Origin of the sequence: Brumicola pallidula DSM 14239 = ACAM 615, from assembly GCF_000428905.1 — a bacterium.
Classification (GTDB): Bacteria; Pseudomonadota; Gammaproteobacteria; order Enterobacterales; family Alteromonadaceae; genus Glaciecola; species Glaciecola pallidula.
This window is the reverse complement of sequence record NZ_AUAV01000022.1, coordinates 18,639-43,475: the sequence shown is the minus strand read 5'-3', so window position 1 is coordinate 43,475 and position 24,837 is coordinate 18,639. Positions and strand designations below refer to the sequence as shown.

The window sequence follows — 24,837 nt, the reverse complement described above, 5'->3', positions numbered from 1 at the left end:
TAATGCAGCTATTTTTCAGAGTAGAGGGTAATGAGCATATTGGGTTAGGGCACTTAATGCGTTGTTTTGCGCTGTCAAAAGCTGCGCAACAGGCTCAAATTGATGTTGTGTTTATATGCAACCAAACCAGTAAAAACTTTCTATTAAGTCGACATCAATGGCACGGTGACATTGTGGTTATTGATGACAGCCATTGGCATAAAAGTGTCACAGCTGATGCTATAATTGAGCGCAATAAGCGTGATGTTGAGTTTATTGCAACGTGCATGTCTCGCACTACCTCAGAACCATTATCTAATTATCAACAGATCCTTGTGCTTGATGGCTATCAATTTGATCATTCCTATCAACAGGCGTTAGCAACAGCCGGTATTTGCTTTGCCTACCTTGATGATATTAACTCGTTTGCACAAGCAAATCAGAAGCACGTAGCTGATATAGTAATTAATGGCGCAGCAGTAGCGCGGCAACTAGTTTATGAAAAGAATGCGCCAAATAGCCGACTGTGTTTAGGACCTCAGTACCTTTTATTACGCCCTGAATTTATTAACTTGCCGTTAATACCCATAGCAAATAGGCATTCATTACTACTTTGTTTTGGTGGCGGTGATGCCCAAAATCATACCCTGAGAATGCTTGGTGCATTGAGTCAGTTGAAGTTTCAGTATCCAGTTAAAGTGATCACTGGTGCAGCCTACAAATGCCAAAAGCAGCTGATAGAAAATATTCAAAAGGGTTGGCTAAATTACGATAATGTGAAGTATAAAATAAGTATGCCTATCCAATATATGCACGATGCTCAAGATATGGCTGAGATTATGTTGCACAGTCGTTTAAGTATCAGTGCGGCGGGTGGAACGCAATTCGAATTAATGCGCTGTTATACGCCGAGTGTCCTTGTGGTGGTCGCCGATAACCAAATGCCTGCGGCCACGCTGTCGGCGCAGCAAGGTTGGTGCAGTGCGGTCGATTGGCGACAGCAAGTTGATTATATCGGATTAGCAAAACAAGTCATTGCTAATTATGATGATACCGCGTGCTTAACGGTGAAGCAGAATAAAGCCTATGAATGCGTGCAAAAAGAAGCTTACTCGGGTGCTGATAATGTGTTAAATGTATTTAGTGATATGCTTAGATCACGAGCTTAATTATATACTGTACTAGGCTGTCACGCTCAATCACTTGAACAAAGTGCTAGCTAAGATAGAAAACTACGGTTCACGTTAACAGACTATTTATTCGATGACAGGAGGGACATAATTTGGCCAATCAACTACATTTAAGAGAGGCGAAATTAACCGATGTCGATCTGATTTTTGAGTGGTCTAATGATCAACTGGTTCGAGAACAATCATTTAACGCTGATATTATCGTTTATGAACCTCATTGCGACTGGTTCACGCATAAGTTGAATGATAAAAATTCTTTACTTTATATTCTTGAATCTGATAACAGGCCTGCCTCCTTTCTGCGTATTGATGTAAAAACGGATAATGCAACAATAGGTGTTTTAATCGCGCAACAATTTAGAGGGAAAGGGTTGGCAAGTGTGTCTATTAGCAAAGGTGTTGCTGACTATTTCAAGTTTAACAGCTTGCCCATCTTAGCATCTATAAAAAAACAAAATATAGCATCAATAAAATCATTTGAAAAAGCCGGTTTTAGCTATTTAAGAGATGCAGAAATCAATCAAATAGATAGTGTCGTATACCAAATTATTAAAGAATGAGATTCTTTTTAGGTATGGGCGATTTTTATACTATTACTTTTAACGCATCATGACGGCATTATCAATATTGAAACAACGATGTAACTAATCTAAGAAGCCCCACAAGCTTATCTATGGCTAAATTTAAATAAAATTAAAAAAAGTTAAAGATCTCCACTAAACTGCCGATACTAAGACAACGCTAACTGCGTTTTGATTTTGCAGAGTAGCCATTGTGAATATTAATTCTGTAGTTTTGCGTTTATTTCCCACTGTTTATCTCCCGCCGTTGATCGATCACTGTTTATCGTTCAATGTTTATACGTCACGGGTGGTAAATTGTAAAAACATGCCAAATACTATTAGTGAGCCGTAACAGAACGAGCAGCAACAGAGGCAATGATGATTAAGGTTGATAATAACAATACAGGTAGCCTGTTACAGCAAGTCCAGCAGAAACAGTCCAATTTGTTGGAAAAGCTTGCCGCAGGCAAACAAGTTAATAGCGCAGCTGATGACCCCGCAGCACAACTGATAATTGATCGATTAACGTCGCAAACCCAAGGTAGCCGTCAAGCAGTGTCTAATGCTTATGATGGGATCGCACTTGCGCAAGTTGCAGAATCAGGCTTAGCTAACATTTCTGATGATGCCAATCGCATTAGAGAACTTACAGTGCAAGCAGGTAACGGCGCCCTAAATGATGCAGATCGTCAAACTCTGCAAAGCGAAATTAGTGGACTACAAGAAAATATCAGTCTAACGGTCGAGCAAACTAACTTTGCTGGGAAGCCGCTATTGTCCGGCGGTCAAGATATCAGTTTCTTAGTAGGTAGCTCTTCAGGCAATAATATCGATGTTGAAACCAATAGCGTAACTGAATCGATAAACGACTTATTGAGTATTAATGTTACAAGTGAAGAATCACGCCAACAAGCCCTTGATATAGTTGATGCATCCTTAGAAACTATCGGCGGCTTTCGTGGTGATTTAGGGGCAACGCAAAATCAATTTGCAACTGCAGCTAGGGTGTTGTCTGAATCGACCATAAATACTCAAGCGGCTAGGAGTCGTATTCAGGACTTGGACTACGCCCGCGGAACCAGCGACTTAGCTGCTGCCCAAGTGCAAGGACAGGCATCTTTAACAGTGCAAGTTCAGGCCAATCAACAACAAAGCCAAGTGCAGGCGTTGTTAGGGTAAATATATAGTATGCTGATGTGTGTTTTGCGACATGTGATGGCGTTGTTTATTTGCCTATTTATTTACCTATTTATTAAGTTGTATCGTTAGTTAGGGTTATAAAATCGGCTGGGTCGCTTTTTTTTATGGCTTTACTTTATTTATCAGATACCATGTATGAAAATATAGTATAAATTAGACTCTCGTAATACCATTTTTATACCTATCAAGAAACAACCCCGCACTGAGGTAGCAATGAAGGAAATTCTGATTATCAGCGATAATGAACTTCGTAAAAATAATCTGAATGTAATACTGACTTTTATGGGTGAGGCTTCTAGCCATAGCGATTATAGTCAATGCATTAAGACGATTGAGGTACAAAACGATCTATTTGCTGTTCTTATCGATGGTGAACTTCCGGAGTTGGCGGAAGACGTAATTGAAAAATTTCCTTTGATCCCATTTATTAATATTGGCTTTCAATTAAGCAGCGACAAAAACTATCAGAATATGATGGGGTCATTATTTGAACCTATTACTCAGCCCACAATGCTCGAATTACTTAAAAAGTGTCAAGATTTTCGGCGTTTGAATATCCCTTCTTTGGGCGCGACTTCCGGTAAAACTCGCTTATTTAGAAGCTTGGTTGGCAACAGCGGCGGAATTAAAGAGGTTCGCGCTCTTATAGAGCAAGTGGCTCCTTCCGATGCGAACGTGCTTATATTAGGCGAATCAGGAACGGGCAAAGAGGTTATCGCTCGTAACATTCACTATATGTCGAATCGTCAAAAAGGCCCGTTTATTCCCATAAACTGTGGTGCGATCCCAGGCGAGCTATTAGAAAGTGAACTATTTGGTCATGAAAAAGGCGCATTTACGGGGGCTATAGGTTCGCGTAAAGGACGTTTCGAATTAGCCGAAGGCGGCACCTTATTTTTAGATGAAATTGGTGACATGCCACTGCAAATGCAAGTAAAATTGCTTCGTGTACTCCAAGAACGCATCTTTGAAAGAGTCGGTGGCACAAAAACAATTAACTGCGATGTCCGTATCGTTGCAGCAACGCATCGTAACTTGGAAGATATGATAGTCGAAAGCACTTTCAGAGAAGACTTATACTATCGCCTAAACGTTTTTCCTATTGAGAGCCCAGCATTGCGCGAACGCGCAGCAGACATTCCATTATTGTTACAAGAATTGGCGCACCGTTTAGAAAACAACAACGAAAACATGGTTAAATTTAACGATGACGCGATGCGATCGTTAATGTCACATGCATGGCCAGGCAATGTTAGAGAGTTATCAAATTTAGTTGAACGCTTGGCAATATTGTATCCTAAGAAATTAGTCGGAATTAAAGAACTGCCAATAAAGTATCAATATGGCAGTGCACCTATTGCCTTAAGTTCGCTATCTGAAGAACAGCAAGAGCGTGAAGTATTAACTGAACTTTTTACAAACCAAGGTGAAGAAACATCAGAAGCAAGCCAAGTCGGTGTATTAAGTACGGCATTACCCTCTGATGGTGTAAACCTAAAAGAATATTTATCTGACTTAGAAATTAACTTAATTTCACAAGCGTTAGAGCAGCAAGAATGGGTCGTTGCAAGAGCGGCCGATCAATTAGGCATGCGCAGAACAACCTTGGTTGAAAAAATGCGTAAATACGAAATAAGCCGTCAATAAGTCCTCAGAATTTACTGCCTTAGTCATTTTATTGACAGTGATTGAGGTGTTAAAGATCATAAAAAAACCATAAAAATCAATTATATAAATATTGGCATGCCTCGTGCATTACTTCAGTACACCCAGTAGTTTAGGTAGTCAGAGGATTATGTCGCAGTTAACTAACAATTTTTTCGTTATTGATCCACAAAATCAATTTTCATTTGGTTCACGTCAACGTGCAGTTTGTCAGCCTGTTAATTTAGAAAAACCGGTATCGATTAATAAAGTATGCGCACAAGCCATCGCAGAACCGCAAATAGTGGAAAGTGATGATACGGTTGAAGAACTGAAGAACAAAGCCAAACGACTTAATCATTTATTGGAGGTAATGCCAGCAGGCGTTATTGTACTGGACCAAAGAGGGCACATAAAGCAAGCTAATCAACAAGCCGTTGAATTACTCGGAGCGCCGCTTGAAAAAGAACTTTGGCGTGAAATTATTTTACGTTCATTTAAACCCCAAGCCGATGATGGCCATGAGGTCTCATTGCGTGATGGGCGTAAAGTAAAAATCTCCATTACGCCTTTAGTTGAAGAAAAAGGTCAACTTATTGTACTTACTGACCTCACCGAAACTCGCGAACTACAGAGTCGGATAAGCCATTTACAGCGTTTGTCATCTTTAGGCAAAATGGTCGCATCTTTAGCTCATCAAGTAAGAACGCCTTTATCCTCAGCGATGCTATATGCAGCCAATTTGCGTTCATTGAATTTGAAAAATGAGATGGCAAACCGCTTCACCACAAATTTACAAAATCGTTTAAAAGATCTAGAGAGCCAAGTAAATGACATGTTGTTGTTTGCGAAAAGTGGTGAGCAACAGATTGTGGCGCCACTAACCGTAACGCAAGTTTTGGTAAATAGTACCGAAGCCGTCGATGCGTTATTAGCGACTAAGTCAATTCATTTAGAAATCGACAATAAACCGTCACATCATCAGTTAATGGGAAATCAAACCGCATTAACCGGTGCGATTAGCAATTTACTTCACAATGCGATTGAAGTATCGCAAGAAGGTGATGTGATTGAAGTGATTACCGACATAGTTGAAGAAAACGGTGCACCATTTATTAGTATACAAATTAAGGATCAGGGTTGTGGTTTATCGGTCGCTCAAATAGACAGTATCTTTGAACCCTTCTTCACCACAAAAACACAAGGCACAGGATTAGGATTAGCTGTTGTTAAGTCGGTTGCAAAATCACATCAGGGTTTTGTTAGCGCAATTAATAACCCAGAAGGTAAGGGGGCTTGTTTTACATTACTATTGCCATGCATCGATCCTAAAATTCATTTTCAAACATACTCAACTGACTTACATCAAGGGGTAGCAATATGAGTAAGACCAAAATTCTAATAGTCGAAGACGATGACGGGCTTAGAGAAGCGCTTGTCGACACCCTACTATTGGGTGGTTATCAAGTTACTCCGGTCGATTGTGCTGAAAATGCGATGATCAAACTTGCCGATAATAATCAATTTGATTTGGTCGTAAGCGATATTCAAATGGGCGCAATGAGCGGACTCTCTTTACTCAAAAGTGTGAAAGCCAAATACCCCAAGCTCCCAGTATTGTTAATGACGGCATTTGCCAATATTGATGATGCTATCCAAGCCATGCGTGATGGAGCAACTGATTATTTATCAAAACCGTTTGCACCAGAGGTATTATTAAATTTAGTTGGGCGCTATGCACCATCACAAAAGGTAGAGTCAAAAACCCCCATTGTTGCTGACCCCTCAAGTATTCGTATGCTTGAATTGGCTAGAAAAGTAGCTAAATCAGAAGCGACGGTCATGGTATTAGGCCCGAGCGGTTCTGGTAAGGAAGTGTTGTCACGTTACATTCATGATCAGAGTTCACGCAGCCAATCGGTATTTGTTGCTATTAACTGTGCAGCGATCCCTGAAAATATGTTGGAAGCGACGTTATTCGGTTACGAGAAAGGCGCGTTTACCGGCGCAGTTCAAGCTTGTCCGGGTAAATTTGAACAAGCCCAAGGTGGCACGTTATTGCTAGACGAAATAACCGAAATGGATTTGGCGTTACAAGCTAAGATCTTGCGTGTATTGCAAGAAAGAGAAGTTGAAAGACTGGGTGGGCGTAAAACTATTTCGCTAAATGTCAGAGTAATTGCGACAAGCAATCGTGACTTAAAGCTAGCTGTTGACGATGGTAAATTTAGAGAAGATTTATATTATAGACTCAATGTGTTTCCAATTACATGGCAGCCACTGGCGCATCGCATTGGCGATATAATTCCATTGGCTAAACATATGGTTCAGCGTCATGCAGTTGCACAGGGCATCCCTGTGCCTGATATTACGATAGCAGCGCAGCATAAACTAATGCAACACACTTGGCCGGGGAATGTTAGAGAATTAGAGAACGTGATCCAACGGGCATTAATTTTGAGTGATAATGGCGAAATCGGTAATGAAGATTTAATGATTGAAGCTGCGCATAATGTTGAAAGAACAACATCGACTATGTTTACTTTAACGTCCCCTGATATTTCAAAAGATACTTCAGATTTTGATAATAACGTCGATAACAATTTATTAGGATCGGAACTTCGATTCCAAGAACATCAGATTATTTTGGACGCGTTACAAGCTTTTAATGGCAAGCGCAAAGACGTTGCTGAGAAGCTTGGGATAAGCCCCAGAACATTGCGTTACAAACTGGCTCGCATGCGTGAATCTGGTATTGAAGTGCCCAGCTAAATAAAGTGCCCAGCTAAATAAAGTGCCCAGCTAAATAAAGTGCTCAGCTAAATGAAGTGCTCAGCTAAATGAAGTGCTCAGCTAAATAAAGTGCTCAGCTAAATGAAGTGCCCAATATGCTTATTCATAAGCAGTACCGACAGGATGTCGATCCCTATTTGCCGCTATCCGTTAGCGGCATTTTTTTGTCACCTAAAAAGTAAGTTCCTCAAATAAATATATAACACATTGAATTTATTGAATTAAATAAACTGGCATTGTATTTGCTAAATTTAGTTTAGACGAAGTAATTTATTCAAAATAATGACACTAGAGGTTGTGTGATGGACATCAAAGCGAATTCTATCTACCAAGAAATGCAAGCGATGGTTGGTGATATAAAGCCAATCAAAATGGATGTGCCGGCAATTCAAGGTAATACATCTGCCAGCGACTTTTCCGACTTGCTTAGCCAAGCGGTTAACAATGTCAACGGCTTGCAAAAACAATCACGTGAGATGCAAACTGCATTTGACATGGGCGATCCCAATTTAAGTTTGGCGGACGTGATGATAGCTAAAGAAAAATCCGGTATTGCTTTTGAAGCAACAATGCAAGTGCGCAATAAAGTGCTTGAAGCCTACAAAACTATAATGAACATGCCTGTTTAAGGAAGTAACTCGTGGCTGAAGCAGCAAGTACAGAATTAGCACTCTCCAGTAGCCTTGATGGAATTGATGATTCGGTTGATAGCAGACCGACTCTCATGGATCAGTTAGGTACGACTGAAATGGTGCGTCAAATTACCTTAGTAGTCACGTTGGTTATTTGTATCGTTATTGCCATTTTTGTTTTTCTCTGGTCAAAAGAACCGTCTTTTCGTCCATTGGCACAAATGCCAACACAAGAATTAATTGAAACCCTCGATTTTTTTGATCAAAATGCAATTGAATACAAGTTAGAAGGGAATACGGTTTACGTTGTTGAATCGCAGTTTAATGACGCAAAATTTGGTATGGCGCGCCAAGGTATCAGTAGTGAAGCTTCACAGGGCACTGACATCATAATGCAAGACATGGGTTTTGGCGTAAGCCAACGTGTTGAAATGGAACGTTTGAAACACGCTCGCGAACAACAAATTGCACGCACTATTGAAGACATGAACTCAATAGCTAAAGCACGTGTGCTGCTGGCCTTGCCTAAAGAGAATGTATTCTCACGGCGTGAAAAGAAAGGCAGTGCAACGGTTGTTGTTACCGCTAGACGAGGTAATGTTGTTTCCGCTGAAGAAGTAAACTCTATTGTCGATATCGTTGCTTCTGCAGTACAAGGTATGGAGCCTAGTAAAGTCACTGTAACAGATAATAATGGTCGCCTATTAAATTCAGGTTCACAAGATGCAGGGACCTCGGCAGCGCGCAAAGAATACGAATTAGAGAAGAAACGAGAATCCGAATACATGGAAAAAATTGACTCCATTTTAATTCCCGTTTTAGGTTTAGGAAACTACACGGCACAAACCGATGTAACTATGGATTTTACGTTTGTTGAGCAAACTCAACGCCGCTTTAACCCGGATCTTCCTGCCATTCGAAGTGAAATGATTTCAGAACAAAATAATGTGGGCAATGTCATTGCCGGTATACCAGGAGCGCTATCAAATCAACCGCCTATGGATGCGACCATTCCTGAAAATGCTACTGGCGGGGGTAATGGTTCTCCTATACCTGGCAGCAACAGCAAAGAACAAACTCGTAACTATGAATTAGATACAACGATTAGTCATACTAAGCAGCAAACCGGTGTTATTCGTCGTTTGAGTGTGTCAGTCGCAGTGGACTATACATCGACTACAGCAGCTGATGGCACAGTTTCAAGTACGCCAGTGAGTCAAGAACAATTGCTAAGCATCCGTCGCTTGTTGCAAGGCGGCATCGGTTTTAACGTGACACGAGGTGATTCACTTGAAGTCGTCAGTATTCCATTCAACAAAGTCGAGATAGGTGAAATTCGAGAAACGCCGCTCTGGGAACAAGAGCGTTTTATGCCTATACTGAAGCTGATACTTGGCGCGCTGGTGATTATTATTTTAATATTCTTTGTCGTTCGCCCTATGCTTATGAAGCTTATTTTCCCAGAGAATAGTCTTTCAGATGACGAGTTTGACGAGTCAGATTTAGATTTGGGTGAGGATCCGTTGGCAATGCTAAACGATGAATTTGACGAAACGCAGATTGGCTTTGCCGCTGACGGTTCTCTAATGTTGCCCAATTTACGTAAAGACGAAGATGTGCTAAAAGCCGTACGTGCTCTCGTAGCTAACGAGCCTGAATTATCAGCGCAAGTAGTTCGCGGTTGGCTATTACAGGACGAATAAGGAGTAAAAATTATGGCTGAAGATGATAATGCAAAACCAGCAATGCCAAAGTACGACGTCAATAAATTAGACGGCGTAGAAAAAGCCTCTATATTACTATTGAGCTTATCGGAAGATGACGCTGCACAAATTCTAAAGTTTATGGAGCCGAAGCAAGTCCAGAAATTAGGCGCCGCTATGGCTGCCATGGATGACATGACACAGGACAAAATTACGTCTGTGCATACGCATTTTATTGAGGAAATTCAAAACTACTCAACGATTGGATTCAAGAGTCAAGACTTCGTGCGTGGCGCATTAATCTCAGCACTAGGCGAAGACAAAGCAGCTCACTTGCTAGATCAGATACTAACCGGTAGCAGTGCAAAAGGCCTAGAATCACTTAAATGGATGGATTCAAAGCAAGTTGCAACGATCATTCGTAACGAACACCCACAAATTCAAACCATTGTTATGTCTTATCTTGAGCCAGAGCAATCAGCCGAAATTTTGGCACAGTTTCCTGAAAAAGTAAGACTAGATTTATTAATGCGGGTCGCTAACCTTGAAGAAGTGCAACCAGCAGCATTACAAGAACTAAATGAAATTATGGAGAAACAGTTTGCTGGCCAAGCTGGTGCGCAAGCTGCGAAAATGGGTGGACTGAAGTCGGCCGCGAATATCATGAATTACCTCGATACTAATATTGAAGGCCAGTTAATGGATGCTATCCGCGAAACTGATGAAGAAATGAGTCAACAAATTCAAGATCTCATGTTCGTATTCGACAATCTTATTGATGTTGATGATAGAGGTATTCAAGCTATATTGCGTGAAAGTCAGCAAGAGACATTGATGAAAGCCATCAAAGGCGCAGATGAAGAATTGCGTAACAAAATTACGGGCAATATGTCTAAACGAGCCGCTGAAATGTTACTTGATGATATCGAAGCCATGGGACCTGTTCGATTAAGCGAAGTTGAAACGGCACAAAAAGAAATCTTGTCTATTGCACGTCGTTTGGCTGATGCCGGCGAAATCAATCTAGGCGGCGGCGGTGGTGAAGAATTCGTCTAATGAGTATTTCTAGTAGTAAGCCACCATCACAGTCAGTCAAAGTGACATCGGTCGACTCTTTTGACGATGCCAAAACTTGGGATTTACCGAGTATTAACTCTGACGTGCAAAGCAATGGAACCAATGCGTTTAACAAAGCACGTACTTGGAAATATGAACCACCAGAAATTGAAGAAGACTTAGTGCCGCTCACCGCAGAAGTTATCGAATCGATTCGCGCTGCGGCATACGATGAAGGTTTCGCGTTGGGTAAACAAGAAGGCTATGACACTGGTTTAGAGCAAGGCAAGCAAGCAGGTTTGGAACAGGGCACTGACGAAGGCAAAAAGCAAGGTTTAGCGGATGGCATGCTGGCGGGTCAAGAGCAAATGGACGAGTTAGCGCGGAGTTGGCAATCTATCATCGATCAAACTGCCAATCCTTTGGCTCAAGTTAATCAAGAACTTGAAAATGAACTGGTTATCCTTGCTGTTAACTTAGCTAAAGCGGTTATTAATGTAGAAGTAATCACGCAAAATGATGTGCTTTTGAGTGCGATAAGCGAAGGTATAAAAGTGCTTCCAATACAAGAAAGTCAGTATCAATTTCAAATGAATCCTGTCGATGTTGCTATGGTTAAGGGACACTTTGGCGATCAAGTAATCGCCGAAAACAACTGGAGACTAATCGAAAACCCGGCCATTGAGCGCGGCGGTTGTGAACTCAGCACACAAAGTAATGCGGTTGATATGTCAATTCAGCGCAGAACTGCCGACGTATTTACCCAATTTTTAAATGTCCAAGGATTACAGCATGACCCTCGCAATAGCTGATAAAATTAAGCAGTTGCAAGCGAAGATCCCAAAAGCGCCTGCGATCTCCTCAGGCAAGCTGATCAGAGGTGTTGGCTTAACCCTTGAGGCTGTTGGTTGCCAAGTACCCGTCGGCGGACGTTGTTTAGTACAAACAAGCCACGGACAAATTGAAGCTGAAGTGGTCGGTTTCTCTGGTGATGTTACCTATTTAATGCCCACTCAATCAGTCAAAGGAATTGTGCCCGGGTCGCGTGTACAACCTTTATCACATGAAAACGGCCTCGCTGTTGGTGATGAGTTATTAGGTCGCGTTATTGATGCAAATGGCGAACCCCTGGATGGCAAAGGCCCGATAAAATGTAAACAAAAAGCATCGTTAACACCGCCGCCAATAAATCCTTTAACACGCAAACCAGTTAATCAACCGCTTGATGTTGGCGTTAGGGCGATTAATACTATATTAACGGTGGGCAAAGGTCAGCGCATGGGTCTGTTTGCCGGCAGTGGCGTGGGTAAAAGTGTCTTAATGGGTATGATGACACGAGGCACAACAGCGGATGTTGTTGTGGTTGGCCTTATTGGTGAACGTGGCCGCGAAGTAAAAGAATTTATTCAAGATATTTTGACTGCAGAAGAACGAGAAAAAGCCGTGGTCGTTGCTGCACCCGCCGACACATCACCTCTAATGCGTCTTAAAGGATGCGAGGCTGCCGTGACCATTGCAGAATACTTTAGAGACCAAGGTAAAGATGTGTTGCTATTAGTTGATTCGCTTACAAGATACGCAATGGCACAACGTGAAATAGCCTTAGCAATAGGCGAACCGCCAGCAACTAAAGGCTACCCACCTTCGGTTTTTGCAAAATTACCGGCATTGGTGGAACGAGCTGGAAACGGCACAGAACAACAAGGCTCGATTACCGCATTTTATACGGTATTGACCGAAGGAGATGACTTGCAAGATCCGATCGCAGATGCAGCGCGCGCAATCTTAGATGGTCATATTGTATTGTCGCGTCGCTTAGCTGAATCGGGGCATTACCCTGCTATTGATATTGAAGCATCGATTAGCCGTGTTATGCCTCAAGTTGTTACTGAAGAACATTTACTTCAAGCGCGTAATATTAAACAAGTTTATTCAAACTATCAACAAAATAAAGACCTAATTAGTATTGGCGCATACGCGCGAGGCACCGACAACAGAATTGATTTATCGATAGCCGCTGAGCCCGCAATTAACGCATTTTTACAACAAAAAATGGGTCAAGTTATTTCGTTCGAACAGTGTGTTGAGTCAATGGGTACGCTAAGTGGTGGTTTAAATGCAGCCTCAGCACATGGACAAAACGCCCAGCAACCTCGGTAACGGGCAGAATCGATGAAGGATCACAATGAGTAACCTTAAACAATTACATATGGTTTCTGAAGTTGAAACTAAGAAAGAACAAAAATTGGCGCAAAACTACCAGTATGCTGCAAAGAACCTACAAGATAATCAGCAAAAATTGACTGGGCTTGAGCAATATCGCCTTGAGTACTTGCAACTCATTCAGCAAAAAGGACAACTTGGCGTTGAAGCTAAAAAACTGCATCAGCACCAATCTTTTGTTGCAAAGCTCGATCGAGCCTGTGAGCAACAAATCCAATTTGTAAGCCAAGCTGTTTTAGTTGCAGACCAACGTAAACGGCAGTGGCTTGAGCAACAAAAGCGTCGTAAAGCGATTGAAATGTTGATTGCTGGTAAAACAAAAGAAGCAATTGCGGTTGAAGCGCGCCAAGAACAACAGTTGTTTGACGAAATTGCGATTCAAAAATATGTCCGCCGTCCGCCTGTTCTACGCTAGTTGGTACAACCTTTGCAAACCATCCTATAACCACTTATTTTAATAATCTCAAGTTATTGTAATTGTTGATTAAATTTTAATAAAATCGAATTAAACGGTCAGGATGAAATTAGTATTATGCAACAATTTGCCACTACTCAAACAAGTATTGCCGCTAACAAACTGCCATTTGAAGATGTAAAACTGTCTTCATCGGTGCCTCGTGATACAAGTAGTTCATCATTCGACCGCAGCGCCCAAAACCGCAGCGCTCAAAACGGCAGCGCTCAAAACGGCAGCGCTCAAAACGGCAGCGCTCAAAAGAGTGCATTTGAAGAAGCCCTTGCGAGACAGGAACAATCGAGTAGTACTGCGGCACAAAATGTTCGCAATGACAAAAATAATGTTTCTCAGCGAGTAGCAGACGATGCCAGAAAGAATGAAGCCAAAGAGGCGAGGCAAGATAGTGTAGCGAGGGCAAGTGAACAAAACAGCACAAACCAACGCAATAGAGATGTGGCAGAAACGCGAGCTGCAACTAATGATGCCCAGCAAAATGAGTATGCCCAGCAAAAGGAGTATGCTCAGCAAAACAATAAAATTGCTAATGTAAATGCCAAACCGACTAACGATGAAGTAAAAGAACAACAGCAAGTTGATAGCAGTGGATCCAAGGATGACACTGAAATTACATTAAGTGCGATATCGGATGAAAAAATACCGGCTAAAAAGATTACTGATGACTTCGACTGGGTTGCGTTCGTGAACCAAGTTAAGGATCTATCTGCTTCTTCCGACTCTATTCCCAATGATTTATATATTGAAGATAAATCCTCAGCAATCGACATTTTTGCACAAACTATGGCTTCATTAAATTCAGACAATAACGCCGTGGTTACAACTAAACCAGTCGATGCAGATATTCTAAATGCAGGAGCTGATCCTGAGTTTTTAGAAATCAATTTGACGCAAGAAGAACTCGCTACATTAATCAATGCAGCGGGTGGCGACCCTGATGATCCGGCCAGCCTTAACAGTGAAGAGATGGCTGCGCTCGACGATGCAATCGCAAAATTATTAAATCAATTAGTCAAAAGCGAGGACAGCGACACTAGCGTAAAAGCAGAGCCTGAAGCTGCGGGTATCGCAAATGACGCTGACTTGTTAAAGGATTTACTGCAAGCGGCAACGATTGATACGTCGGACGAGCAAAAAGTACCGACAAAATCTGAGGTTGAGCTTGAACAAGCTAACAAGCCAATGGATAAGGTTATATTGACACAGGGTATTAAAGAAGCAGAAATAGCTGAAGTTGATTTTACAACAGAAAAAAGTGATGAGTATCTCGTACCAAAACCACTTGAATCGATTGATAGTAAAGCTGGATTTTTGGCTGACGTCGACGCTGAAGTTGTTAATGCGACATTATCTCAAGCGGCAAAGCCGGTGGTTGATAACAGCAACAAACCGGATGAATCATCTTTGTTTGTGCCAGTCGATAAAGTATCAACTAAAAAGCAAGCAAAGTTATTGGCAAAACTAAGCCCTGAAGCACAAAGCAGTGCGATTGATAACATCGCAACGCGAGTTGAATCAGCCATTTCGGAATTAAAAACAGAAGGCAAATCAACTGAATTTATTGCAGCCTTGCAGTCGGGCGTCAAAGAAATGAAAGAGCAGTTAAAGCAAGGCAGAGAGCCTGGTATTGATTTAAAAAGTTTAGTTACAGATGCGCTTGCTGCAGTTGACGTAAAAGTGAGCGGCAATACTGAAGTTGCATTGGATAAACAGCTCAATCAAGTCACCAATATGCTGGCAGCAGCTGCGTCGTTGAGTCAAAGCAATCAACAGCAAAATTATTTGAATACAGGGTTGAGCGAAGTTCAGGGTATTAAAGAGGTCGCGCAACAACAAATAGAAAGTACCCGACTTGTGCAGCAAACCACGACTAACGATAAAGGGATCAACATGTTTAAGCCTGAGGGCCAGCAACAGTTGACTGAAAAAGTACGTTGGATGGTTAATAGTCGAAATATAAGTGCTGAAATTAGGTTAGATCCGCCTGATTTAGGTGGTATGAATATCAAGGTTAATTTGTCAGGAGATTCGGCCTCAGTGAGTTTTGTTGTGCAGTCACAACATGCTCGTGATGCACTTGACCAAGCCGTCCCTAGATTACGAGAAATGCTCGAAGAACATGGTATTGAGTTAGGTCAGTCATCGGTTCAGCAAGAAAGTTCAGGCACTGATGGGCAAGCTGAGCAAGGCAGTTTAGCAAATAGTTCAAATGATTCGGACAATTTGGCACAACAATCGCAAGATGGAATTCAAGATACAAATAAAGATGGTTTTGCTGATGATAACGGCGCGATTGAACAGCATATTAGTGGCGGTAGAATAGGCGGCATTGATTATTATGCGTAGTAATAGCGCTAAATTGTATGAAAATGGCGTAAAAGAGATATAAAAGAGGCGTATAATAAGGGCAGGTTTTATTGACTACCAATTGTCACAATTCTGACAACAGCGTCAGTAACTTGTTGAATAGCCTGATTTACGGACAAGTACATCAGTATGAATATAAGAGAATAATGGCATGGCTGATAAAGAGTTAGAAATTGAAGAAGGCGGCAAAAAGAAAAGCAAATTAATGTTGATAATTATTATAGCCGTTGTTGTCTTACTTGGCGGTGGCGCAGGTGCTTATTTCTTTTTATTTAGTGGGGATGATAGCAACCCTACCGAGGCAGAAGGTGGTGCTGCAGATGCCGTAATTGAGAATGTTGCTGCATCTTCAGGGCAAGCCTTATATGTTGCGATGCCCCGACCTTTTACTTTCAATGCACCGGGCGTGGCTCGCGAACGTATTGTGCAGATTGAAGTACAACTTATGGTCAGAGGCGCAGCAAATGAGGACTTAGCAAAACGTCATATTCCAATGATTGAAGGCGCTTTGTTACAAGTATTCAGTGCATCTAATGCTGATGATCTGGTTACCGATGTTGGTAAAATCGAGTTGAAAGAACGCGCTACCGCACAAGTTCGCCAAGTGATGACAGAGCTAGAAAGCTCACCTGTAGTCGAGCAAGTTTTATTTACAGGTTTTGTTATTCAGTAGACGCAGACCAAGCTGCAAAAACCGTTGTAGTAATGGGGTAATTGCAGCATTAAGTGCAAGCGCTGTATCGACGGTTAGTTAATTAAGTTACTCGTTGTCGAGTAACCCAAAACGAGAATTAATGTGAGCGACTTATTATCACAAGACGAAATTGACGCGTTACTCCATGGCGTTGACGATGTTGAAGAAGAAGAAATCGAGGAGGTCGAAGATGATGGATCGGCCATGGAGTACGATTTTTCTTCTCAAGACCGCATTGTCCGTGGACGTATGCCAACACTGGAAATCGTGAATGAACGGTTTGCACGACACATGCGCGTAAGTTTATTTAATATGATGCGCCGTTCTGCAGAAGTGTCCATTAACGGCATCCAAATGATTAAGTTCGGTGAGTATATTCACACCTTGTTTGTTCCTACTAGCTTGAATATGGTGCGTTTTCGTCCACTCAAGGGAACGGGCTTAATTACAATGGAAGCGAGACTAGTTTTCATTATGGTTGACAACTTCTTTGGTGGAGACGGACGTTATCATGCAAAAATTGAAGGTAGAGAATTTACGCCAACGGAGCGACGTATCATTCAGATGCTACTTAAACTGATTTTTGAGGATTATAAAGAAGCGTGGGGACCCGTCATGGATGTGTCCTTTGAGTATCTAGATTCAGAAGTAAACCCGGCGATGGCGAATATTGTCAGTCCAACTGAGGTTGTGGTAATTAGCTCGTTTCACATTGAGCTCGATGGCGGTGGCGGCGATTTCCATATTTCATTGCCATATTCAATGCTTGAGCCTATTCGTGAATTGCTAGATGCAGGCGTTCAAAACGATAAAGAAGATACTGATTTCAGATGGAGTAAAGCGCTGCGTGATGAAATTATGGATGTTCAAGTAGGCTTAACAACCCATTTACTTGATATGACTCTAACACTAGAGCGCATCATGAATTTTGAGAAAGGTGACATTATTCCAATTGAGATGCCTGAGACAGTGACCGTGTTGATTGAAGATTTACCCACATTCAGGGCTAAATTGGGTAAGTCTCGAGATAATATTGCATTAAAAATTACAGAAAAAATTCCAAGGCCAACGTCGGTGAAATCTGAACTCCAGCTATTGACTCGAAATGGCAAAGTAATAGACAACGACGCTGAATTACAAGTGTTAGAAGAAGATTTATAAAAGATAGGAAAATATTATGAGTGAAGATGGCGAAGGCTTAGATGATTGGGAAGCAGCAATGGCTGAACAAGCAGATGCGGAAGCAGGCGAGGGTGAGGGCGGTGATCCGCAAGATGACATCGATGCCATTATGAACGAACAATCTGCGGGTGGCGGCGCTCAGCCTGCAGAATTTGACGAGTTAAAAGAAGATGCACCTATTTCAGTTGCAGAAAAGAAAAAACTCGACACCATATTAGATATCCCTGTCACGATTTCAATGGAAGTTGGACGCAGTGTCATAAGTATCCGAAATTTACTGCAATTGAACCAAGGTTCAGTGGTCGAATTAGACCGAGTTGCAGGCGAACCTCTAGATGTTTTAGTAAATGGCACGTTGATTGCTCATGGAGAAGTAGTAGTCATCAACGATAAATTTGGGATTCGGTTAACGGATGTTATTAGTCAAGTCGAGAGAATTAAAAAACTTAGATAGAAACCTATATAAAACAAGTGGTTACACTCTGTTCTTGTTTTTATTTAGTAGCGTGATAAACGCGGAGGCTTCGGCCTCCAGCCCTCAAACACTGCAGAACCCCTCATCTATACTGTCAATTTTTCTGAGCCTTTTACTGGTAGTCGCCATTATTTTTGCGCTCGCATTCATTGCGCGTCGGTTTAATGTCACTCAAGCAGGAAATGGTCAATTAAAAGTGATTGCGTCGATGGCAGCGGGAGCCAAAGAAAAAATCATGGTTGTCGATGTCGGCGGCGAACAGTTTTTAATTGGCGTTACAGCGCACAACATTAATCAGTTGGGTAAGCTAGATAATCCTATTGCAACGCCAAGCACCAGCAGAATTGCCGGACAACCAGCAAGCTTGGCATTCAAAGATAAGTTGGTAAAAGCGATGGCTGAAACCATGATCGGCGCAAAAAAGGAAAAAGCACATGATTAATAATATGTTTTCCTTATCATTTATTGCCAAACTTACTCTGTTGATAACACTCAGTATTGTTTTTAGTGCCAGTGCTATCGCTGAGCAGGGTATTCAAGCGATTACAGTAACCACTACCGATGCGGGTAATCAAGAATATTCGATGACTTTGCAAGCATTGTTCATCATGACCGCATTGAGTTTAATTCCAGCCTTTATCATGATGATGACGTCTTTTACACGAATTATTGTTGTACTGTCAATTTTACGTCAAGCAATTGGTCTTCAACAATCTCCCTCAAATCAAATTTTGATTGGTGTTAGTTTATTTTTGTCAATGTTCATTATGGCGCCTGTATTTGACGAGATTAATGTAAAAGCGTTGGAGCCTTATTTAAGCGAAGAATTGACGTCAAAAGAAGCGTTTAATATTGCAAAGGAACCGATGCGTGCCTTTATGTTGTCACAAACGAGGGTAAAAGACTTAGAGACATTTGTTCAAATCGGTGGTTACGAGGGCCTGTATGACGATCCTGCTGATGTACCGTTGACGGTTTTAATTCCTGCATTTGTTACCAGTGAGCTAAAAACCGCATTCCAAATTGGCTTTATGTTATTTATTCCCTTTTTGATCCTTGATTTGGTAGTGGCATCAATATTGATGGCTATGGGTATGATGATGTTATCGCCGATGATTGTGTCATTGCCATTTAAGTTAATGCTATTTGTTTTGGTTGACGGTTGGAACCTGATATTTGGTACCTTAGCCACTAGTTTCGGCATGGGAGTTTGACCTAATGAGTCCTGAGGTTTTTGTTGAAATTTTACGTGAAGCTATGCTGGTTGTCATTATGCTGGTAACAGCAGTCATTTTGCCCGGTTTGATCATTGGTTTGGTCGTCGCTGTTTTCCAAGCAGCGACTTCCATCAACGAGCAAACCATGAGTTTTCTTCCGCGCTTGGTGGTCACCTTATTGGCAGTGAGTTGGCTTGGCAGTTGGCTGGTGCAAAAGATGATGGATTTCTTCTTTGAGATTGTTTATCGCATTCCGATGGCAGTAGGCTAGATAGATGGAAATACTAGAGTCAACAATTACTAATTTTTTAGCAGACTACCTGTTGCCATTTATGCGCATATCGGGTTTGTTTTCTGCAATGGTAGGAATAAGTGCGAAAACCATACCTACGCCAATTAGAACATTGTTGGCGGTGTTGTTGACCTTCATGATTGTGCCTAATGTCCCCCCTGTTCCTGTTGATGACTTGGTGAATTTACAGACTTTTTTGTTGGGTATTAAGCAATTAATTATTGGCATTGTGATTGGCTTTATTTCTATGATGGTGTTGAATACGTTTGTCCTGGCAGGCCAAATTATTGCGATGCAAACCGGTTTAGGTTTTGCTTCTATTGTCGATCCAATTAATGGTATTAGCGTGCCAGCAGTCGGCCAGTTTTATCTTATTTTGGCAACGCTTTTGTTTTGGACTTTCGATGGTCACTTAGCCATGATCCAGATGATTGTGATGAGCTTTAAAGCCTTTCCTATTGACTCACCTTGGTGGACAGGAGAACAGTTCCGTTTAGTTGCACACTGGGCTGGATGGATGTTTATTTCAGCGGTTACCATGTCACTAGCGCCTATCGTTTCGCTCTTAATTGTAAACTTAGCATTTGGTGTTATGACCAAAGCGGCACCGCAGTTAAATATATTCAGTTTGGGTTTTTCAATCGCTCAAATTACCGGCTTGGTTATTATTTACATTACCTTGAGTAACCAAGTCTATCACTTTGAGCAACAATGGCAGCGAGCGCAAGAGTTTATGTGCAAGCTATTATTGACCTGTTAACGCTATTTAGGATGATAAGAAATGGCTGATGACTCGTACGAAAAAACCGAGGAACCCACACCCAAAAAACTCGAAGATGCCAGAGAAAAAGGGCAGGTTGCTCGATCCAAGGAATTGTCCACCGCGTTGGTCTTAATTTCCAGTGCCATCGCTTTCTTTTTTGTTGGAAGCTATATCGCAAAAGCGATGTTTGATGTTATGAAACGCTCTTTTACGCTCTCGCGTGATGAAACGTATGACACAGTGCATATGTTTCAAATATTAGAGATGTCAGTATCAGAATCCAGTTTGCCAGTGTTGATGTTCATGATTATTTCAATGATAGGCGGCATCTACGGAAGTATTGCTCTGGGCGGATACAACTTTTCATGGAAATCTGCAGGACCTAAAGCTAACCGGTTAAGCCCGTTAGAGGGCTTTAAGAGAATGTTCGGGGTGAATGCGTTGGTCGAGTTAATTAAAGGTGTTGCTAAAGTCGTCGTGATTGGGTTTATGGCTTACATGGCGTTATATATTTTTAGAGATGAAGCTCTACATCTTGACATGGAGTTGTATCCGTTAAATTTATTCCATGCTCTGAATATGATTGAATGGGCATTTTTACTATTATGCTGCGGTATGATCCCCATCGCCTTAATTGACGTTCCATATCAGAGCTTCAAGCATAATAAAGAAATGAAAATGACGATGCAGGAAGTTAAAGACGAACGTAAGAATTCTGAAGGTGACCCGCAAGTCAAAGGTCGTATTAGAAGGCTACAGTATCAAGCATCAGCTAATCGTATGATGCAAGCAGTGCCAGAGGCTGATGTTATTGTTACCAACCCGACGCACTTTTCGGTGGCAATAAAATACGAGCAAAATGGTGATCGTGCACCGGTGATGGTAGCGAAAGGGGCTGATGAACTCGCCATGCATATTCGTAAAATCGCAAATGCGCATGATATTCCTATTATTGAATCTCCTATGTTGGCGCGTGCTATTTTCTACAGTACTGAACCGGATAATGAAATTCCGGCGAAACTTTTTATGGCAGTCGCTCAAGTACTTGCCTATGTGTATCAAATGAAAGCATATAGGAAAGGCAAAGCAACGCGACCGAAGGCTCTGAAGAAGAACCTACCGATACCACCAGAACTGCGTCGGTAATCTGCAGGGTCGGCGTCGATATGGTGTTTTTTATTTTTTAAAGCTATTGGATCGACAACTTGCTTAAAAAACGAAAGGCAATATACTTGGTACCAATAAATATAAAAAAACTCAAGTATTGACGGTTGATATACTTATCACGGATGCAAGCTTTCGACGCTGCTTGCTAATTATATATTTAATTTTGAAACTGAATTAGGTATGCATTTAATGTTATTAACAACAAAGAGTTTGCGTTGTTGCCTTGTAGCTATGTTGTTTTTTGGATTTATTTCTAGCTTTTCAGTTGCGGGTAGTAACCCAGCAAAATTTCACTTACCTACAATCAAGAAGTATAGTGTCAGTGATGGCCTTTCTCAGACCACCGTCTATGACATAGCGCAAGACAATAATGGCTATATCTGGTTGGCAACACAATCAGGTATCGATAAATTTGACGGTTACACGTTTACCCATTTCGGACCCAGTAGAGGCTTAAAAAAAGGTCTCTCCAGTTCACTTGTTCACTCCCTTGAAATACATCCAAACACTGGCGATCTTTGGATAGGCACAATTAATGGTCTCGATGTTTTGCGTGCAAGCGACCAAATATTTGAAAGTATCGAACTGCGTAATCACCAAGGAGAATTGGATAAAGACATACGAACTATTTTGGTTGACCAACAAGATAATGTATTTGTTGGCACTGTAAAAGCATTGTATTTGCAAAAGAGCGGTCAAGCCGGATTTTTACCTATTTCAATGCCAAATCAATCAAATACTATCTACGACATTATTTCCCAGAAGAATCAAAGGTTATTAGTCGCCACTAGTAACGGCATCTTAAGCTACGATATACAAACGGGACTTTGGCGAGATGAGCTGCTACCCCGCATTGAAGCCACCGCGATTAAAATCGATAGCGCTGGATACTTGTGGGTAGGGACGGCTGGTCAGGGCGTTTTTCGGGCTGAGACTCGCGGCAATAGTTTTTTGAATGTTATTAATATAGCGGCAAAAGATGGCTTATCTGATAACGTTGTTAACGACATTGAGCAAATGGCAGATGGCTCAGTCTGGGTTGCAACAACCAACGGAGCGTCAATATTCTCCGATCCCAATGAGCTAACCTTTACTAATATATCAAGTTCGTCAACCCCCCATAATTCAATAATTTCAGATGCCATAATTACCTTGTTCAACACTGCATCTGGCTTGATATTATTTGGCACCAGTACGGAAGGGTTTGGGGTTCTCGATACTAATTCTACTATGTTTACAAATCTTGGATTGGAGCAAGGACAGTTTTACTATTTCGTTGCTAAACAAGCAGATGATACCTTGTGGTTATCAACCAAATCGGGTGTGCTAAAGTTGAATACGGATTATTCTGTTGAAGGTCCTTGGAAATATGAAAAAGACAGTCAGTCTGCGACAAAAATGCGTTCGTTGGTTTTTGATGAAAAAAATCAAAGTGTGTGGGTAGCATCAAAGCTAGGGCTTGGGAGAATAGCACCTGAAAGTAAGGTCATTGAAGATGTTGCCTTGCGCGACACTGCCATTTACTCAATTAAAATCGGGCCGAATGGAAATCTTTGGCTTGGGTCCGAATTTCAGGGCTTGCTGGTATTGGACGTCAACACTCACAAAATAATACAAAACTATGACATGCCGATGGCCACTTACATTCTACCAATTTCGACGGATGAACTCTGGGCCGCTACTGTTGATGGTCTTTTTCTGATTAATCCTGAGACTAATGAGGTCAGGAAATTTGTCAACCAAGCTAATAATCAAGGCAGTCTTGTGCACAACGTCGTTACTTGGATTTCAAAGCGTGATGAAACCAGCTTTTATGTGGGTACCCTAGGGCATGGTTTGTCGCTGTTGGAGTTAGGTGTCGGTAATACTGATCCAAAATTTACGCGCTTATTTTCGAATGAAAAACTATCTAATTCATCTATAGGGAGTGTGGTAAACGACAATCTGGGTTACCTTTGGATAGCAACAGAGAAATACATTTTTAGGGCTAATATTGAGTCTGGTAATGTTGATATGTTTGATGAGAATGAAGGGGTCAACTCCACTGGATATTACATTGGTGCTACTGCGACAAAAGACGATGGAACTATCGTCTTTGTCGGTGATGAGGGCGTGACATACTTCCAGCCTAAAGATATTAAAAAGTCAGATTCAATGCCTGCTCTTCAATTTACCAGCGTTTCCATTCTAAATGGAAAAGACAGCCATGGCATTAAAGAAAAGTATGGCAAATTTATAAGTCTAGCTGATTCGGTTATTAAGGTGGTTTTGTCACCCGATGATATTTTACTGAAAATTGAATTTGCAGCGCTTGAGTTTGCTAGCCCTCAAAGTATCGAATATGCCTATCGACTCATTGGTTTTGATGATCGTTGGCAATATTTAGATAGCAAAAATAGAGCGGTGACTTACACTAACTTAGACTCAGGTAGCTATATATTAGAGGTTAAATCCACTAACCGTTATGGTTTATGGAATGACAAACCGCAACGCATGCCCATTTTAGTGACACCACCCTGGTGGCAAACCATATGGGCTATCATTGTCTTTGGTATTGTCGCTCTACTGACTGTTTTTTCGGTATTTAGATGGCGTACTTATGCATTGCATAAACGCTCCGTGATGCTGTATCAAAACGTACAAGAAAAAACCCTTGAATTGCAGCTCGCTAACGAGCAACTAAGATTGCTGACTACGTTAGACCCTCTCACTCAAGTGTATAACCGTCGTGGCTTTACCGATGCGGTTGGGAAAGAATTCTCAAAGTATAAGAGAAACAACGAATTGTTTTCCATCATTTTGATAGATATTGATTTTTTCAAACGGATTAATGATGAGCATGGTCATGAAGCCGGTGATCAGGTTCTGAGCAAATTTGCTGATATCCTTTCACAATGTACCCGAGATTACGATATCTTGGCGCGTTGGGGTGGTGAAGAGTTCATTGTGTTGCTGCCTAATACTCAACTCAAAGATGCGATTAATATTGCGAACAAGTATCGCCAAATTATTCGCAAGGAAAAATTCATGGTTGCTAACACGTCAATTAGAGTGTCATTGACCGCGGGTGTGGCGAATATTCAAGACTATGCATCTATTGATGAATGTATAAAGCGCGCGGATAATCTTTTATATGAGGGTAAAAACTTAGGTAGAGACCAAGTATTGCCGATGCTTTAACTTTTTTAAGGCATCTGAGCGAATTGGCACAATAGTTGTAGTACG

22 protein-coding genes are annotated in these 24,837 nt (G+C 41.5%); all 22 read left to right on the top strand.

Annotated elements, in window-relative coordinates; translation table 11 throughout:
- Nucleotides 1-2: 2 nt before the first annotated feature.
- The gene (gene pseG / locus G399_RS0108665; protein WP_006008476.1) at nt 3-1,148 is read left to right on the top strand and encodes a UDP-2,4-diacetamido-2,4,6-trideoxy-beta-L-altropyranose hydrolase; all 1,146 of its coding nucleotides are present in this window, start codon (nt 3-5) and stop codon (nt 1,146-1,148) included.
- Nucleotides 1,149-1,261: 113 nt separating this feature from the next.
- Nucleotides 1,262-1,729, top strand: coding sequence for a GNAT family N-acetyltransferase (locus G399_RS0108660; RefSeq protein ID WP_006008473.1), 468 nt, complete (start codon nt 1,262-1,264; stop codon nt 1,727-1,729).
- 381 nt (nt 1,730-2,110) lie between these two features.
- Nucleotides 2,111-2,911, top strand: coding sequence for a flagellin (locus tag G399_RS0108655; protein ID WP_006008471.1), 801 nt, complete (start codon nt 2,111-2,113; stop codon nt 2,909-2,911).
- Nucleotides 2,912-3,145: 234 nt separating this feature from the next.
- Nucleotides 3,146-4,579, top strand: a complete 1,434-nt coding sequence (locus tag G399_RS0108650; protein ID WP_006008469.1) for a sigma-54 dependent transcriptional regulator — start codon at nt 3,146-3,148, stop codon at nt 4,577-4,579.
- A gap of 148 nt (nt 4,580-4,727) precedes the next feature.
- Nucleotides 4,728-5,960 carry a sensor histidine kinase gene (locus G399_RS0108645; RefSeq protein ID WP_006008465.1) on the top strand — a complete coding sequence of 411 codons (1,233 nt, stop codon included), beginning with the start codon at nt 4,728-4,730 and terminating at the stop codon, nt 5,958-5,960.
- Nucleotides 5,957-7,348, top strand: coding sequence for a sigma-54-dependent transcriptional regulator (locus G399_RS0108640; RefSeq protein ID WP_006008463.1), 1,392 nt, complete (start codon nt 5,957-5,959; stop codon nt 7,346-7,348). Before G399_RS0108645 ends, G399_RS0108640 begins: the two co-directional genes overlap by 4 nt.
- 323 nt (nt 7,349-7,671) lie before the next feature.
- Complete coding sequence (gene fliE / locus G399_RS0108635) at nt 7,672-7,998, top strand: flagellar hook-basal body complex protein FliE (RefSeq protein WP_006008460.1); 327 nt, start codon at nt 7,672-7,674, stop codon at nt 7,996-7,998.
- Nucleotides 7,999-8,009: 11 nt separating this feature from the next.
- Nucleotides 8,010-9,704, top strand: a complete 1,695-nt coding sequence (fliF, locus tag G399_RS0108630) for a flagellar basal-body MS-ring/collar protein FliF (RefSeq protein ID WP_006008458.1) — start codon at nt 8,010-8,012, stop codon at nt 9,702-9,704.
- A 12-nt stretch (nt 9,705-9,716) separates the two neighbouring features.
- Nucleotides 9,717-10,760: a flagellar motor switch protein FliG gene (gene fliG / locus G399_RS0108625; RefSeq protein ID WP_006008456.1), complete on the top strand. Its 1,044-nt coding sequence runs from the start codon at nt 9,717-9,719 to the stop codon at nt 10,758-10,760.
- Nucleotides 10,760-11,572 carry a flagellar assembly protein FliH gene (gene fliH, locus G399_RS0108620; RefSeq protein ID WP_006008454.1) on the top strand — a complete coding sequence of 271 codons (813 nt, stop codon included), beginning with the start codon at nt 10,760-10,762 and terminating at the stop codon, nt 11,570-11,572. The genes fliG and fliH overlap by 1 nt, the downstream gene beginning before the upstream one ends.
- Nucleotides 11,553-12,920: a flagellar protein export ATPase FliI gene (fliI, locus tag G399_RS0108615; protein ID WP_006008452.1), complete on the top strand. Its 1,368-nt coding sequence runs from the start codon at nt 11,553-11,555 to the stop codon at nt 12,918-12,920. The genes fliH and fliI overlap by 20 nt, the downstream gene beginning before the upstream one ends.
- Nucleotides 12,921-12,945: 25 nt before the next feature.
- Nucleotides 12,946-13,398 (top strand): flagellar export protein FliJ, encoded by a 453-nt coding sequence (gene fliJ / locus G399_RS0108610; protein WP_006008450.1) that lies wholly within the window; start codon nt 12,946-12,948, stop codon nt 13,396-13,398.
- Nucleotides 13,399-13,515: 117 nt separating this feature from the next.
- Nucleotides 13,516-15,801: a flagellar hook-length control protein FliK gene (locus G399_RS0108605; RefSeq protein ID WP_006008448.1), complete on the top strand. Its 2,286-nt coding sequence runs from the start codon at nt 13,516-13,518 to the stop codon at nt 15,799-15,801.
- Between the two features lie 172 nt (nt 15,802-15,973).
- Nucleotides 15,974-16,495 carry a flagellar basal body-associated protein FliL gene (fliL, locus tag G399_RS0108600; protein WP_006008445.1) on the top strand — a complete coding sequence of 174 codons (522 nt, stop codon included), beginning with the start codon at nt 15,974-15,976 and terminating at the stop codon, nt 16,493-16,495.
- Between the two features lie 123 nt (nt 16,496-16,618).
- Complete coding sequence (gene fliM, locus G399_RS0108595) at nt 16,619-17,677, top strand: flagellar motor switch protein FliM (protein ID WP_006008443.1); 1,059 nt, start codon at nt 16,619-16,621, stop codon at nt 17,675-17,677.
- Between the two features lie 16 nt (nt 17,678-17,693).
- The gene (gene fliN, locus G399_RS0108590; RefSeq protein ID WP_006008441.1) at nt 17,694-18,152 is read left to right on the top strand and encodes a flagellar motor switch protein FliN; all 459 of its coding nucleotides are present in this window, start codon (nt 17,694-17,696) and stop codon (nt 18,150-18,152) included.
- A complete protein-coding gene (gene fliO / locus G399_RS0108585) occupies nt 18,112-18,615 on the top strand; it encodes a flagellar biosynthetic protein FliO (RefSeq protein ID WP_006008438.1) in 504 nt (167 codons plus the stop codon). Before fliN ends, fliO begins: the two co-directional genes overlap by 41 nt.
- The gene (fliP, locus tag G399_RS0108580; protein WP_006008436.1) at nt 18,608-19,387 is read left to right on the top strand and encodes a flagellar type III secretion system pore protein FliP; all 780 of its coding nucleotides are present in this window, start codon (nt 18,608-18,610) and stop codon (nt 19,385-19,387) included. Before fliO ends, fliP begins: the two co-directional genes overlap by 8 nt.
- A 4-nt stretch (nt 19,388-19,391) precedes the next feature.
- A complete protein-coding gene (fliQ, locus tag G399_RS0108575) occupies nt 19,392-19,661 on the top strand; it encodes a flagellar biosynthesis protein FliQ (protein WP_006008434.1) in 270 nt (89 codons plus the stop codon).
- A gap of 4 nt (nt 19,662-19,665) precedes the next feature.
- Nucleotides 19,666-20,442 carry a flagellar biosynthetic protein FliR gene (fliR, locus tag G399_RS0108570; RefSeq protein WP_026843590.1) on the top strand — a complete coding sequence of 259 codons (777 nt, stop codon included), beginning with the start codon at nt 19,666-19,668 and terminating at the stop codon, nt 20,440-20,442.
- 21 nt (nt 20,443-20,463) lie between these two features.
- Nucleotides 20,464-21,591 (top strand): flagellar biosynthesis protein FlhB, encoded by a 1,128-nt coding sequence (gene flhB / locus G399_RS0108565; RefSeq protein ID WP_006008428.1) that lies wholly within the window; start codon nt 20,464-20,466, stop codon nt 21,589-21,591.
- 210 nt (nt 21,592-21,801) lie between these two features.
- Complete coding sequence (locus G399_RS0108560; RefSeq protein ID WP_006008427.1) at nt 21,802-24,792, top strand: ligand-binding sensor domain-containing protein; 2,991 nt, start codon at nt 21,802-21,804, stop codon at nt 24,790-24,792.
- Nucleotides 24,793-24,837: the final 45 nt, after the last annotated feature.

What these genes read in the sequence shown, in the direction of transcription:
- G399_RS0108560 (WP_006008427.1), top strand. Translation starts at nt 21,802, where the DNA reads ATGTTATTAACAACAAAGAGTTTGCGTTGTTGCCTTGTAGCTATGTTG.
- G399_RS0108655 (WP_006008471.1), top strand. Translation starts at nt 2,111, where the DNA reads ATGATTAAGGTTGATAATAACAATACAGGTAGCCTGTTACAGCAAGTC.
- fliN (WP_006008441.1), top strand. Translation starts at nt 17,694, where the DNA reads ATGAGTGAAGATGGCGAAGGCTTAGATGATTGGGAAGCAGCAATGGCT.
- fliR (WP_026843590.1), top strand. Translation starts at nt 19,666, where the DNA reads ATGGAAATACTAGAGTCAACAATTACTAATTTTTTAGCAGACTACCTG.
- fliL (WP_006008445.1), top strand. Translation starts at nt 15,974, where the DNA reads ATGGCTGATAAAGAGTTAGAAATTGAAGAAGGCGGCAAAAAGAAAAGC.
- fliE (WP_006008460.1), top strand. Translation starts at nt 7,672, where the DNA reads ATGGACATCAAAGCGAATTCTATCTACCAAGAAATGCAAGCGATGGTT.
- G399_RS0108650 (WP_006008469.1), top strand. Translation starts at nt 3,146, where the DNA reads ATGAAGGAAATTCTGATTATCAGCGATAATGAACTTCGTAAAAATAAT.
- fliQ (WP_006008434.1), top strand. Translation starts at nt 19,392, where the DNA reads ATGAGTCCTGAGGTTTTTGTTGAAATTTTACGTGAAGCTATGCTGGTT.
- fliI (WP_006008452.1), top strand. Translation starts at nt 11,553, where the DNA reads ATGACCCTCGCAATAGCTGATAAAATTAAGCAGTTGCAAGCGAAGATC.
- flhB (WP_006008428.1), top strand. Translation starts at nt 20,464, where the DNA reads ATGGCTGATGACTCGTACGAAAAAACCGAGGAACCCACACCCAAAAAA.
- fliO (WP_006008438.1), top strand. Translation starts at nt 18,112, where the DNA reads ATGTTATTAGTCAAGTCGAGAGAATTAAAAAACTTAGATAGAAACCTA.
- fliG (WP_006008456.1), top strand. Translation starts at nt 9,717, where the DNA reads ATGGCTGAAGATGATAATGCAAAACCAGCAATGCCAAAGTACGACGTC.
- pseG (WP_006008476.1), top strand. Translation starts at nt 3, where the DNA reads ATGCAGCTATTTTTCAGAGTAGAGGGTAATGAGCATATTGGGTTAGGG.
- fliH (WP_006008454.1), top strand. Translation starts at nt 10,760, where the DNA reads ATGAGTATTTCTAGTAGTAAGCCACCATCACAGTCAGTCAAAGTGACA.
- G399_RS0108640 (WP_006008463.1), top strand. Translation starts at nt 5,957, where the DNA reads ATGAGTAAGACCAAAATTCTAATAGTCGAAGACGATGACGGGCTTAGA.
- G399_RS0108645 (WP_006008465.1), top strand. Translation starts at nt 4,728, where the DNA reads ATGTCGCAGTTAACTAACAATTTTTTCGTTATTGATCCACAAAATCAA.
- G399_RS0108605 (WP_006008448.1), top strand. Translation starts at nt 13,516, where the DNA reads ATGCAACAATTTGCCACTACTCAAACAAGTATTGCCGCTAACAAACTG.
- fliJ (WP_006008450.1), top strand. Translation starts at nt 12,946, where the DNA reads ATGAGTAACCTTAAACAATTACATATGGTTTCTGAAGTTGAAACTAAG.
- fliP (WP_006008436.1), top strand. Translation starts at nt 18,608, where the DNA reads ATGATTAATAATATGTTTTCCTTATCATTTATTGCCAAACTTACTCTG.